Origin of the sequence: Leucobacter celer subsp. astrifaciens (assembly GCF_001273835.1) — a bacterium.
GTDB lineage: Bacteria > Actinomycetota > Actinomycetes > Actinomycetales > Microbacteriaceae > Leucobacter > Leucobacter celer.
This window is the reverse complement of the sequence record NZ_JHEI01000132.1, coordinates 320,546-332,570: the sequence shown is the minus strand read 5'-3', so window position 1 is coordinate 332,570 and position 12,025 is coordinate 320,546. Positions and strand designations below refer to the sequence as shown.

Annotated in this window: 11 protein-coding genes; 6 read left to right on the top strand and 5 right to left on the bottom strand. The window is 68.3% G+C overall.

The annotated features are described in order from the left end of the window. Positions 1-8: 8 nt before the first annotated feature. Together AMS65_RS02400 and AMS65_RS02395 are read right to left on the bottom strand one after the other, a co-directional pair. Complete coding sequence (locus AMS65_RS02400; protein ID WP_053382557.1) at positions 9-1,187, bottom strand: ABC transporter ATP-binding protein; 1,179 nt, start codon at positions 1,185-1,187, stop codon at positions 9-11. A 3-nt stretch (positions 1,188-1,190) separates the two neighbouring features. Next, positions 1,191-2,399, bottom strand: coding sequence for an ABC transporter substrate-binding protein (locus tag AMS65_RS02395; protein ID WP_053382556.1), 1,209 nt, complete (start codon positions 2,397-2,399; stop codon positions 1,191-1,193). A gap of 359 nt (positions 2,400-2,758) precedes the next feature. Here AMS65_RS02395 and AMS65_RS02390 point away from each other — a divergent pair, with 359 nt between their 5' ends. The 3 genes from AMS65_RS02390 (at position 2,759) to AMS65_RS02380 (ending at position 5,486) form a co-directional block, all read left to right on the top strand. Continuing rightward, positions 2,759-3,226, top strand: a complete 468-nt coding sequence (locus AMS65_RS02390) for an Lrp/AsnC family transcriptional regulator (RefSeq protein WP_053382555.1) — start codon at positions 2,759-2,761, stop codon at positions 3,224-3,226. Between the two features lie 2 nt (positions 3,227-3,228). Further along, the gene (locus AMS65_RS02385; protein WP_053382554.1) at positions 3,229-4,623 is read left to right on the top strand and encodes an aspartate aminotransferase family protein; all 1,395 of its coding nucleotides are present in this window, start codon (positions 3,229-3,231) and stop codon (positions 4,621-4,623) included. A gap of 107 nt (positions 4,624-4,730) precedes the next feature. Next, positions 4,731-5,486 carry an alpha/beta hydrolase gene (locus tag AMS65_RS02380; RefSeq protein WP_053382553.1) on the top strand — a complete coding sequence of 252 codons (756 nt, stop codon included), beginning with the start codon at positions 4,731-4,733 and terminating at the stop codon, positions 5,484-5,486. A gap of 132 nt (positions 5,487-5,618) precedes the next feature. Here the strand turns inward: AMS65_RS02380 and rpsO are convergent, their stop codons facing one another. Continuing rightward, positions 5,619-5,888, bottom strand: a complete 270-nt coding sequence (rpsO, locus tag AMS65_RS02375; protein ID WP_053382552.1) for a 30S ribosomal protein S15 — start codon at positions 5,886-5,888, stop codon at positions 5,619-5,621. Positions 5,889-6,147: 259 nt separating this feature from the next. Between rpsO and AMS65_RS02370 the strand changes: the two genes are divergently transcribed. The 3 genes from AMS65_RS02370 to AMS65_RS02360 all read left to right on the top strand — a co-directional run bounded on the left by AMS65_RS02370 (position 6,148) and on the right by AMS65_RS02360 (position 9,593). After that, a complete protein-coding gene (locus AMS65_RS02370) occupies positions 6,148-7,374 on the top strand; it encodes an ammonium transporter (RefSeq protein ID WP_053382551.1) in 1,227 nt (408 codons plus the stop codon). A 71-nt stretch (positions 7,375-7,445) separates the two neighbouring features. Further along, the gene (locus AMS65_RS02365; protein WP_053382550.1) at positions 7,446-8,267 is read left to right on the top strand and encodes an inositol monophosphatase family protein; all 822 of its coding nucleotides are present in this window, start codon (positions 7,446-7,448) and stop codon (positions 8,265-8,267) included. Between the two features lie 123 nt (positions 8,268-8,390). Continuing rightward, the gene (locus AMS65_RS02360; protein WP_053382549.1) at positions 8,391-9,593 is read left to right on the top strand and encodes an ABC transporter substrate-binding protein; all 1,203 of its coding nucleotides are present in this window, start codon (positions 8,391-8,393) and stop codon (positions 9,591-9,593) included. 176 nt (positions 9,594-9,769) lie between these two features. Here the strand turns inward: AMS65_RS02360 and AMS65_RS02355 are convergent, their stop codons facing one another. Further along, positions 9,770-10,738 (bottom strand): NTP transferase domain-containing protein, encoded by a 969-nt coding sequence (locus tag AMS65_RS02355; RefSeq protein WP_053382548.1) that lies wholly within the window; start codon positions 10,736-10,738, stop codon positions 9,770-9,772. Next, complete coding sequence (locus AMS65_RS02350; RefSeq protein WP_053382547.1) at positions 10,738-11,979, bottom strand: molybdopterin molybdotransferase MoeA; 1,242 nt, start codon at positions 11,977-11,979, stop codon at positions 10,738-10,740. Before AMS65_RS02350 ends, AMS65_RS02355 begins: the two co-directional genes overlap by 1 nt. Positions 11,980-12,025: the final 46 nt, after the last annotated feature.

Sequence of the window (12,025 nt, the reverse complement as noted above, 5' to 3'; positions counted from 1 at the left end):
ATCGTCCCCTACTCGGCGTGAGCCGCCTGGGTCGCGATCGCCCTGGTCGAGAAGTCGGCGGTGAGCGCCCCCGTCTCGAGTCGGTCGTCCGCGAGCCCGAAGGTGTGCTCGATATGCCAGCTCAGCCAGACCTCGTCGCCGAGGGCGGCCGTGGGACCGGCCTGCAGGTTCTGGGCGAACACCTCGACGGCGCCCGAGCCCGGTACCTCGACGGTGTACTGCGTGCTCACGCCGATGAACGAGACGTCGACGACCCGGCCGGGCCCGATCGCGTTCGTCACGGCGTCCGCCTCCGGGGCGGTCTTCGAGAGGGTCAGCTTCTCGGGGCGAACGCCGATCGTGATCGCGCCGCTGTCGCGCACGCTGCGCGCACGCGGCACCGAGACGCGCGTGCCGTTCAGGTCGGTGTGCAGCACCTGATCGGTGCCGCCCGCGACATCGACCTGGAACAGGTTCGACTGCCCGAGGAAGTTGGCCACGAACACCGTGCGCGGCAGTTCGTACAGCTCTTCAGGGGCACCCATCTGCTCGATGCGGCCCTTGTTCATCACGGCGACCGTGTCGGCCATCGTCATGGCCTCCTCCTGATCGTGCGTGACGTGGAGGAAGGTGAGGCCCACCTCCTGCTGGATCTGCTTCAGCTCCTGCTGCATCTGACGGCGCAGCTTGAGATCGAGTGCGCCGAGCGGCTCGTCGAGCAGCAGCAGCGCCGGGCGGTTCACCACGGCGCGGGCCAGAGCGACGCGCTGCTGCTGACCGCCCGAGAGCTGAGCCGGCTTGCGGTCGGCCATGTGATCGAGCTCGACCAGGCGCAGCGCCTCGTGCGCCTTGCCCACCGGGTCGTCGATCTTGCGGCGGCGCAGGCCGAACGCCACGTTCTCGAGGATCGTCATGTGCGGGAAGAGCGCGTACGACTGGAACACGGTATTGACCGGACGCTTGTGCGGCTTGAGTCCGCTCACGTCCTTGCCGCCGATGAGGATCTTGCCCTGGGTGGGGTCTTCGAGTCCCGCCACCAATCGCAGCGTCGTCGTCTTGCCGCAGCCCGACGGTCCCAGCAGAGCGAAGAACGATCCTGCGGGAATGGTGAGGTCGAGGTTCTCGACCGCGGTGAATCCGGGGAAGCGCTTTTCGATGCCGACCAGCTCGAGGTCCGCACCCGAGGAGGCGAAGGAGTTATCTGCCATGATCTACAGCCCCAGCGCGTTCTGGAATGCGGTGGAGTAGCGGTTGTCCTCCTCGGCGGTGAGCGTGCGGAACGGATGCAGATGCGCCCAATCCGCTTCGCTCGGGAAGATCAGCGGGTTGTCGACGTTCTCCGGGTTCACTTCCTGCATCGCCTCCTGCGTGCCCTTCACCGGCGGGATGAAGGTGACGTAGTCGGCGACCTGCGCCATCACGGCCGGGTCGTAGTAGTAGTTGATCATCTCCTCGACCTTCGCCTTCGCCTCGGCCGAGGTGCCGTTCGGAACGGTGAAGGAGTCCGCGGCGATCATGCCTCCCGACTCCGGGATCTCGAGGGTCCACTGATCGCCGTTCTCGTAGTTGAGCGCGATCACGTCACCCGTCCACGCCATCGCCGCGAGCGCGTCGCCGGTGATCAGATCCTGCGTGTAGCTGTTGCCCTTGACGTTGCCGATCTGACCGCTCTGCAGACCGTCGTCGAGCCACGCCAGAGCCTCGTCGAACTCCTTGTCGCCCCAGTCCCCGCCCGGATCGTGTCCGAGGCCCGCGAGGATCATGCCCATGGTGTCGCGCATCTCGCTCAGCACCACGACCTTGCCCTTCAGCTCGGGGCGCATGAAGTCGTCGAGAGTCTTGATGCCCTGCGGCACCGCCTCCGTGTTCCACACCCAGCCGGAGGCGGGCAGCTGCCACGGGACGGAGAACTTGCGGCCGGGATCCACGTCGAGCGCGTCCCACTGGGCGTCGACGAGATTCGCCGTGACGTTCGGCAGGTTCGCGTAGTCGTACTCCTGCACCTGCTCGGCCTCGATGATCCTCGCGTTCATCCAGTCGGTGAAGGTGATCACGTCGTAGCCGGTGTGCTGACCCAGCTGTAGCTGGTCCTTGATCTTGCCGTAGAAGGTGTTGTTGTCGTCGATGTCCTCGAGGTAGTCGACTTTGTAGCCGACCTCATCCATGAACGCATCGAGGGTGGGGTAGCCGCCGGTCGACTCGTCGAAGTCGAGGTAGTAGGTCCAGTTCCCCCAGACGACACCGGTTCCGCCGCCTCCGCCACCGCCGCTGCCGCCACCGGCGCACGATGCGAGACCGAGCGTGCCCGCGCCTGCCGCGCCCACTGCCGCACCGCGGAGCAGCTGCCGGCGGTTGAACTGAGCGCCGCGAATCATGTCGACGATATTGCGGACGATCGGATCTTCGGGCTGACGTGCCATGAGATATCTCCTTCAGTTCTCACTGGTCCGGTAACCGACATGCGCACGTACGGCAACATCGCCGGAGTCTGTGCCTCGAATATGGCACAGAGTAGGAACCGACGCCAACAGCACACCCCCGATGATACGAATTCTTCACGAAACAGTTATTTTTTTGCGCTCGGCGCGACGGAAACTGTGGCCCCTCTCGACAACCCCCTACGCTTTGCGTTCTTTTTCGCGCCCCTTGCAACGGGAACCGTGGGCGGGGCGCCACAGATGCCTCGACCTGCTCGGATAACGTGGATATTGACCGGATTGCATCCTGCTATCTTCGGATTCCTTTGCTTTTTCGGAGTTTCACTGCAAGAATCAGTGGCGTGAGCAGCAAACGCACAACACCGGCGCTCGACGCCACGTCGAAAGCGATCATCGAGCAACTCCAGCGCGATGGCCGCCGTTCGTACGCGGAGATCGGCAAGGCGGTCGGCCTCAGCGAGGCCGCCGTGCGCCAGCGCGTGCAAAAGCTCACGGATGCCGGGGTCATGCAGATCGTTGCCGTGACCGACCCGATGCGACTCGGCTTCAGCCGACAAGCAATGCTCGGCATCCGCGTTTCCGGCGACACCAGGGTTGTCGCCGATCGCCTCGCAGAAATGCCGGAGATCAGCTACGTCGTGCTCAGCGCGGGCTCCTTCGACATCCTTGTGGAGGTCGTCTGCGAGGACGACGACGGGCTCATCGAACTGCTGAACGAAAAGATCCGCGGAATCGACGGTGTCGCCTCGACCGAGACCTTCGTCTACCTCCAACTCACCAAACAGAAATATGACTGGGGAACACGATAACCATGTCTTTTGATCCCACTGCCGCGGTAGACACCGCCGCGCTCCAGGCCTCGGCCAAGCGTCACATGTGGCCGCACTTCACCAACCGCAAGGTGCTCGACGACGGCATCCCCGTCATCACGCGCGCCGAGGGCCACCACATCTACGACGCCGCGGGCAAGCAGTACATCGACGGCCTCGCGGGCCTGTTCGTCGTGAACGCCGGCCACGGCCGCGATCGCATCGTCGAGGCGGCGGCCAAGCAGATGAAGCAGCTCGACTTCATGCCGATCTGGTCGTACGGCCACCCGGCTGCGATCGAGCTGTCGGAGCGCCTCTCGTCCTACGCGCCGGGCCAGATGAACAAGGTCTTCTTCACGACCGGTGGCGGCGAGGCCGTCGAGTCGGCCTTCAAGCTGGCCAAGCACTTCTGGAAGATCCAGGGCAAGCCGATGAAGCACAAGGTCATCTCGCGCTCGGTCGCCTACCACGGCACCCCGCAGGGCGCGCTGGCGATCACCGGTATCCCCGACATGAAGAAGTTCTACGAGCCGCTGACCCCGGGCGGCCACCGCGTGCCCAACACGAACTTCTACCGCGCTGAGGAGATGGGCGCGCCGAGCGACGACCTCGAGGCCTTCGGCCAGTGGGCCGCGAACCGCATCGAGGAGGCGATCCTCTTCGAGGGTCCCGACACCGTTGCAGCCGTGTTCCTCGAGCCCGTGCAGAACTCGGGCGGCTGCTTCCCGCCGCCCCCCGGCTACTTCAAGCGCGTACGCGAGATCTGCGACCAGTACGATGTGCTGCTCGTCTCGGACGAGGTCATCTGCGCCTACGGCCGCATCGGCGACTTCTTCGCGTCGAAGGCGCTCGGCTACGAGCCCGACATCATCACCTCGGCCAAGGGCATCACCTCGGGCTACGTGCCCCTCGGTGCGATGATCGTCTCGGATAAGGTGTCGGAGCCCTTCAACTCGGTCGACAACACCTTCTACCACGGCTTCACCTTCGCCGGCCACCCGGCGGCGGCGGCGGCGGCGCTCGCCAACTTCGACATCTTCGAAGAGGAGGACCTCAACGGTCGCGTGCGCGAGAACAGCCCGCTGTTCCGCGCCGAGCTCGAGAAGCTGCTCGACATCGACATCGTCGGCGACGTGCGCGGCGAGGGCTACTTCTTCGGCATCGAGCTGGTCAAGGACAAGGCGACCAAGGAGACCTTCAACGAGGAGGAGTCGGATCGACTCCTGCGCGACTACCTTTCCCCCGCGCTGTGGGAGGCCGGTCTCTACTGCCGCGCCGACGACCGCGGAGACCCCGTCATCCAGCTCGCTCCCCCGCTGACCATCGGTCCGGCTGAGTTCGCCGAGATCGGCGGCATCCTCCGCAGCGTGCTCAAGGACGCGTCCTCGAAGATCTGAGCGCACTGATCTCCGCGTCGCGGGATCCCGAACGGCCCTCTCGCTCCGGCGAGGGGGCCGTTCCGCGTTCCCGGGCGGCGCACCCGCACCGGCGCTATCCTGGATCCGTGTCTGCTCCCCGTCGCTCTCGACTGCGCCGCGTGATCTTCTGGGTCGCCGCTTCGATCGGCGCGATCCTCGTCATCTCGATCGGCGCCTTCATCGTCTGGGCCGGCATCGGGAAGATGGACGCGGATCCGACGGCGATCGCCGCGCTCGAAGCCGATCCCGCGATCAGCGTCGTCCACGAGGACGGCGCCTGGGTCATGACACCGGCCGAGGGCGCCGACGGCACCGGGCTGGCCTTCCTGCCGGGAGCGAAGGTCGACGCGATCGCCTACGCACCCACCTTCCGAGACCTGGCGGCCGCGGGGACCACGGTCGTGATCCCGGACCTGCCCTTGCGCTTCGCGATCCTCGAGGCGCGCCGCATGGAGGACTTCGCGGCCTACGCTCCCGATGTCACCCGCTGGGCGATCGGCGGGCACTCGCTCGGAGGCGTGCGCGCCTGCCAGGAGGCGTCGGGGCGCCCCGACGTCGCGCTGATCCTGCTCGCGAGCTACTGCGCGACCGACCTCAGCGATAGCGGCGCGGACGTGCTCAGCATCTCCGGAACGAACGACGGGCTGTCCACCCCGGCGGACATCGACACCGCCTCGGGCCTGCTGCCGGCGACCGCCAGGATGCTCGTGATCGACGGCGCGAATCACGCCGCCTTCGGATGGTACGGAGCGCAGCCGGGGGACGGCGAGGCGACGGTCTCGCGGGAGCAGGTCGCTCGCGAGGTGAGCGCACGCTCGCGAGAGCTCCTCACGGGCGATTGATCCTTCGAGTCGGTGAGCTCCCCACTCCGATCGGATCGCGGGTGTTCCCGGCAACGCAGAAGCGCCCCGTCTCCACGAAGGAGGCGGGGCGCTTCGCAGCGGTTATCCGGCGATCACCGGATCCTGCATCGACTAGCGGCGCAGGCCCAGACGCTCGATGAGCGAGCGGTAGCGGGTGATGTCGACGTCCTGGAGGTAGCCCAGGAGACGACGACGCTGACCGACGAGCAGCAGCAGACCGCGGCGCGAGTGGTGATCGTGCTTGTGGGTCTTGAGGTGCTCGGTCAGATCCTTGATCCGCTGGGTGAGCATGGCAACCTGCACCTCGGGGGAACCGGTGTCGCCGGGCTTGGTCGCGTACTCATCGATGATCGCCTTCTTGACCTCTGCTTCCAGTGCCATAGGGATCCCCTCTCTCTTGCTGCGCGGCGCCGTCAGCGGGATGCTGGGGCTCTCTTTCTCCGCGGCCGTTCTAACGGCAACCTGTACATCTTAGCACCTCTCGGGCGATCCCGCCCGCGCGCCCACAGCCTCGCCGAAACACGACCGTGACACACATGTGACGCTCGGGAAACCCGGACGAGACGACGGTGAAACACCCTCGGCGCACACTGGTCACACGACAGCGATCTCGGCCGACCCGAGAGAAAGGCGGCAAGACATGGAACTCACTCCGCAGGATGTGTGGACACTCGCGAGCACCGCACTCGTACTCATCATGACCCCGGGCCTGGCCCTCTTCTACGGAGGCCTCGTGCGCGTGCGCTCGGTGGTCAACATGATGCTCTTCAGCGTCAGCGCGATGGGCGTCGTCGGGGTGCTGTGGATCCTCTTCGGGTACAGCATGAACTACTTCGCCGATGGAGAGAGCGGCTTCGCCGGCAGCCCCTTCAAGGACTTCGGCCTGTTCAACACGGCCCCGGCCGACTTCATCGGCGTCGGCTTCGGAGCCGTCTTTGCGATGATCACGACCGCGCTCATCTCGGGCGCGATCGCAGACCGCGTGGGCCTCGGGTCGTGGGTGCTCTTCGCGGGCGTCTGGGCCACGGTCGTGTACTTCCCCGTGGCGGCATGGGTCTGGGGCGGCGGCTGGATCCAGAACCTCGGCGCGACCCTCGGCACCGCCGAGGTGATCGACCTCGCGGGCGGCACGGTGATCCACATCAACGCGGGCGCCGCGGCCCTGGCCCTCGCACTCGTGGCCGGCAAGCGCATCGGCTTCGCCCCCGGATCGCACAAGCCGCACAGCGTTCCGCTCGTCACGATCGGCGCCGCGCTGCTGTGGTTCGGCTGGATCGGCTTCAACTCGGGCCTCGCGACCGAGACCGGCGAGGCCGGCCTCATCCTGGTGAACACCCTCGGCGCACCGGCAGCCGGCATCGTCGGGTGGATCCTCGTCGACGTGTTGCGCGGCAAGAAGCCCGGTGTCATCGGCGCGGCCTCCGGCGCGGTAGGCGGCCTCGTGGCGATCACCCCCTCGGCGGCCAACCTCTCGCCGCTGTGGGCGCTGCTGCTCGGCCTCATCGCGGGCATCGCCTGCGCCTTCGCCATCGACTGGAAGTACCGCCTGGGCTACGACGACTCGCTCGACGTCGTGGGTCTGCACCTGGTCGCCGGTGTGATCGGCTCGCTCTACCTCGGCTTCTTCGCCTTCGACGACGGTCTCTTCACCGGCGGCGACGCGGGCCTGCTGCTGGTGCAGACGATCTCGGTGGTCGCGGTGATGGTGTACTCCTTCACGGTCTCGCTCATCATCGCGCTCGGCGTGAAGGCGGTCACGGGGCTCCGCGTACCCCAGACGGTCGAGGAGGAGGGCATCGACGCCTTCGCGCACGGCGAGGAGGCCTACGCGATCGATCCCACGACGGCCGGCGTGTCCGTCCGCTGATCGGGAATCATCCATCCCCGGGCGGGGCTCGCGCAAGCGGGCCCCGCCCTTCTTCCCGTTAGGCTCGGACCATGACGCATCCGCTCGACATCGCTCCCGAGTCCCTCGTCCGCATCGCCGCGGACATCGCCGTGCAGGCCGGTGAACTGATCGTGACGCTGCGGGATCGCGGGGTGTCGGTCGCCGCGAGCAAGTCGAGCGCGGTCGATGTCGTCACCGAGGCGGATCGCGAGGCGGAGCGTCTGATCGTCTCGGAGCTGCGCGCCGCCCGCCCCGACGACGGCATCCTCGGCGAGGAGGGTACCGGGATCGACGGCACGAGCGCCGTCACCTGGGTCATCGACCCCATCGACGGAACGGTGAACTACCTGTACGACATCCCCGCGTTCGCGGTGAGCATCGCCGCCACCGTGCGCGACGAGACGGCATACGCCGACGGGCGACGATCCATCGCCGGCGCGGTGTTCAACCCACGCACGGGCGAGCTCTTCGACGCGTGGGAGGGCGGCGGCGCGCGCCTGAACGGCTCCCCCATCGCAGGGTCGGGCAAGTCCGATCTCGCCACCGCGCTGGTCGGCACCGGCTTCGGGTACACGGCGGAGCGTCGCAGCGAGCAGGCCGAGATGGTGTCCCGCCTGCTGCCGCTCGCACGGGACATCCGCCGCATCGGATCCGCGGCCCTCGATCTCTGCAACCTCGCGACGGGCCGCCTCGACGCCTACTACGAGCTGGGCCTGCAGCCGTGGGACTACGCGGCCGGCGCGCTCATCGCCGAGGAGGCGGGCGCCGCGATCATCGGACGCGACGACACGACGCGGCCGGGAACTCCGTTCGTCTTCGCGGGTGCGCCCGCGATCGTCGAAGAGCTTCGCTCGGTCGTGCTGGGGGCGTGATCGAGGAGGCGTGATCCTCCGATGTAAACGTTATTGACACTCACGTTTACATCGGGAGCCGACTGTGTGAGGATAGACGCAGAGTCACGCCGCCCGAGCGGAACCGTTTCCAAAGGAGGAGACATGCCCCGTCAGTCGACCGACCCCATCGTCCAGGAACTCGTACGCCGAGCCCGTGCCGCGCAGATGAACCGCCGTCAGCTGCTGCGGGGAGCCTCGTTCGGAGCCGCGCTGCTGGGCGCCGGCTCCCTCGCGGCGTGCGCCGGTCCCAGCGGGCCGGGTGACGGCTCCGGCGGAACCGTGCGCTGGGCGAACTGGACCTACTACCTCGACTACGACGAGGAGACCGGGGACTGGCCGTCGCTGAACGACTTCATGGAGCAGACGAACATCCGCGTCGAGTACTTCGAGGACATCGACGACAACAAGACCTTCGTCGCCAAGATCAAGGATCAGCTCAAGCTGGAGCAGGACACCGGCTACGACGTCTTCGTGCCGTCCGACACCACGATCGTGCGCCTGCTCGAGCAGGAGCAGCTGCGGGAGTTCGATCGCGGTCTGCTGCCCAACGTCGATGCGCAGATGATCGACATGGTGCAGCACGCCTCCTTCGATCCCGACCGCACGTGGACGATCCCGTACCAGGCGGGCATGACCGGCCTGGTCTACAACACGCAGCTCTATCCGAAGGGGGTGCGCGAGGTCTCCGACCTGTGGTCGCCCGATCTCAAGGGCAAGGTCAACCTGCTGACGGAGCAGGACGACACCCTCGCCCTCGTCATGCTCGAGCAGGGCGTCGATATCGAGGGCGACTGGGGCGACGACGAGTTCGAGGCGGCCCTCGACGTCGTCAGGGAGCAGATCAACAACGGCCAGGTCGCCACGGTGAAGGGCAACTCCTACACGCAGGATCTCGAGCAGGAGACCGTCTGGGCCGGCATGGCGTGGTCGGGCGACATCGCGATCCTCAACGAGGAGGCCGGTGAGGAGATCTGGGAGTTCGTGGTGCCCGACTCGGGAGCCTCCGTCTTCATCGACTCCTTCTCGATGCCCCTCGCGACGAAGTCCTTCGAGCAGGTGCACGAGCTCATCGACTACTACTACGAGCCCGAGGTCGCCGCACAGGTGGCCGCGTACGTGCAGTACGTGACCCCGGTCGCCGGAGCGCAGGAGGCCATGGCGAACAGCGACACCCCCGAGCTGGCGGAGAACCCGCTCATCTTCCCGGACGCCGAGATGTCGAAGCGCATCTTCGATATGCGGTCGCTGACGGCGCAGGAGGACAACCGCTATTCGCAGGCCTACCAGAAGGTGCTCGGCAACTAGGGCCTCACCCCGTCATCCTGCGCAGCCCCACCCCGTCGTCCTGGGCAGCCCCACCCCGTCATCCTGCGCGAGCGGAGCGAGTCGCAGGATCCAGGCGTGTGGATCCTGCGACTCGTTCCTCGCGCAGGATGACGAGAGAGTCATACGACCCGCAAACTCGCACAGGATGACCTCGCTCAACCGGCGGAGTCTCCGCCCGCGGCGGTCTTCCACTCGGCCGCCCGGGCGGTGATCCGCGCCGCCAGCGCCTGCAGCGCCTCCGGGTCTCCCGAGCGCCCGACCGCCAGGCCGAGCAGGAAGGTCGACAGCGGTGCCGCGGGACGGGCGACGTCGTGCGCCACGTCGCGCGCCACATCGAGCACGGTGGCGATCGACACCGCCTCGGGATCGAGGCCGAGCTCGGCTGCCGCCGCGGCCAGCCACTGATCCAGCGCTTCGGGGGGCAGGTGCTTCGGAGTGCTCATGGGGGTCTCCTTCGTTCGTTCTGGGGGCTGAAGGGCATCGGCCGGCCGGGTTTCGACTCCGCGCTCCGCGCTCCGCTCAACCGGCGGGGCGGCCGCCGCCCCGACCGCGCGTTCGAGGTCGGCCGGTTCGTCGATGTCGGTGGTCGTCCCGCGCGGCGCGTCGATCCGCTGCAACCGCAGCCCGCCGAGCAGCGCCCGCAGCGGTGCGTTCTCGAGATCGTCCCCGGTCGCCCGCAGGCCCCCGCGCAGCGCCGCGACCCGATAGGCCCCCGCCAACCACTGATCCCGGCCGTCCTCGTCCTGCAGCACGACGCCGTCGAGGCTCTCGTTCTCGTTCTCGAATCGGCTCAGCTGTTCGAGCAGCAGCGCGCACACGGCGTCGGGGTGCACCAGATCGCAGGAGAGCAGCAGCAGCCAGTCGGCGCGCAGGTGCGGGAGCGCTGCGGCGAGCGCGGCCAGCGGGCCGGCGAACGGCGGCTCCTCTCGCACGACCAGGGCCCCCTCCGATCCGGTGTGCTCGGGCCCGACCACCACGATGCGCCCGGCCCCGGACACTCTCGCGGACGCTACGGCGCGATCCACCAGCCGCTCGCCGCGCAGCGCGATCACGGCCTTGTCCGCTCCGCCCAGCCGGCTGCCGCGCCCTCCGGCGAGCACCACGGCGTCGAGCCCCGAGATCATCACGACGCCACCAGGATCACGGACACGGTCTCCCCCGCGGCCACGTCGCCACGATCGGCCGCGACAAGCGCGTAGCCGTTCGCGCCGCCGTGGCCGCCGACGGCGTGGGAGACGCCGCTCGGGTCGACCGCGGGGGCGCAGAGCAGCCCCGCGGCATCCTCGGTCACCACCACGGGCAGCACCTGCAAGCGTCCGACAGCTCCGCGCCAGGGTGCCGCGGCACGAGCCGGCAGGCGGAGCCGGTGCACCTCGCTGCGCCCCTGAACCGCGAGCAGCGCCGGGCGCACGAAGAGCTCGAAACTGACGGCGGCGCTCACCGGGTTTCCCGGCAGGGCGAAGACGAACGCACCGCTCGAGAGCCGGCCCGCGCACTGCGGCTGACCCGGCCGCACCGCGACGCGCACGGCCCGTACCCCGGGCTCCGCCTCGAGCGCGATCCGCACGACGTCGTGCCGCCCCGGCCCCACCCCGCCGGTCGTCACGATGACGTCGCAGTGGGATCCGAGATCCCGCAGCTGCTGCGCGAGGCTCGCCGCATCGTCGGCGCTGCGCCGCACTTCGACGGGTTCGATCCCCAGCTCGCGCAGCAGACCCGCGATGAGCAACGAGTTCGACTCGGGGATCTGCCCCCTCTCCAATTCCTCACCGGCGCCGCGCAGCTCCGATCCCGTCGCGAGCACCGCGACGCGCGGCCGCTCCCGCACCACCACCCGATCGGCACCGGCTGCGGCGAGCGCGGCGAGCCTCGCCGCCCCGAGCGATTGCCCCGTCCGGGCGATGACGCCCCCCTCCGCGACGTCTTCACCGCGGCGCCGGATGTTCGCCCCGGCTGGCGCCGGCACCAAGACCCGCACGGTGCGGTCCGCCCACGGATTCTCAGGGCGCTCTCCGCGTGTGGATTCCACGGGCACCACGGTGTCGGCGTCGCTCGGCACCGGCGCGCCCGTCATGATCCGCACCGCAGAGCCCGGAGCGATCGCCGGGTCGGCGGCGCTGCCCGCGGCCACCTCCCCGATCACCCGCAGCTCGACGGGCGTCGCGTCGGAGGCCGCGGCGACGTCGGCTGAACGCAGCGCGTAGCCGTCCATGGCCGAGTTGTGCCAGAGCGGCAGCGCGTAGCGGGCGCGCACCGTCTCGGCCAAGGTCAGACCGTACGCGTCGCGCACGGGAACCTCGCGCTCGGGCAGCGGTTCGATGGCCGCGAGGATCCACGCGAGATGCTCCTCCACCGTGATCCGCATCCGGGCCGCCCCTTCGTCGCGCCTGAGCCTGTGAGTCCGGCCGATG

Coding starts and splice junctions, on each gene's coding strand:
- AMS65_RS02400 (WP_053382557.1), bottom strand. CDS start 1,187: ATGGCAGATAACTCCTTCGCCTCCTCGGGTGCGGACCTCGAGCTGGTC.
- AMS65_RS02395 (WP_053382556.1), bottom strand. CDS start 2,399: ATGGCACGTCAGCCCGAAGATCCGATCGTCCGCAATATCGTCGACATG.
- AMS65_RS02385 (WP_053382554.1), top strand. CDS start 3,229: ATGTCTTTTGATCCCACTGCCGCGGTAGACACCGCCGCGCTCCAGGCC.
- rpsO (WP_053382552.1), bottom strand. CDS start 5,888: ATGGCACTGGAAGCAGAGGTCAAGAAGGCGATCATCGATGAGTACGCG.
- AMS65_RS02370 (WP_053382551.1), top strand. CDS start 6,148: ATGGAACTCACTCCGCAGGATGTGTGGACACTCGCGAGCACCGCACTC.
- AMS65_RS02365 (WP_053382550.1), top strand. CDS start 7,446: ATGACGCATCCGCTCGACATCGCTCCCGAGTCCCTCGTCCGCATCGCC.
- AMS65_RS02360 (WP_053382549.1), top strand. CDS start 8,391: ATGCCCCGTCAGTCGACCGACCCCATCGTCCAGGAACTCGTACGCCGA.
- AMS65_RS02355 (WP_053382548.1), bottom strand. CDS start 10,738: ATGATCTCGGGGCTCGACGCCGTGGTGCTCGCCGGAGGGCGCGGCAGC.
- AMS65_RS02350 (WP_053382547.1), bottom strand. CDS start 11,979: ATGCGGATCACGGTGGAGGAGCATCTCGCGTGGATCCTCGCGGCCATC.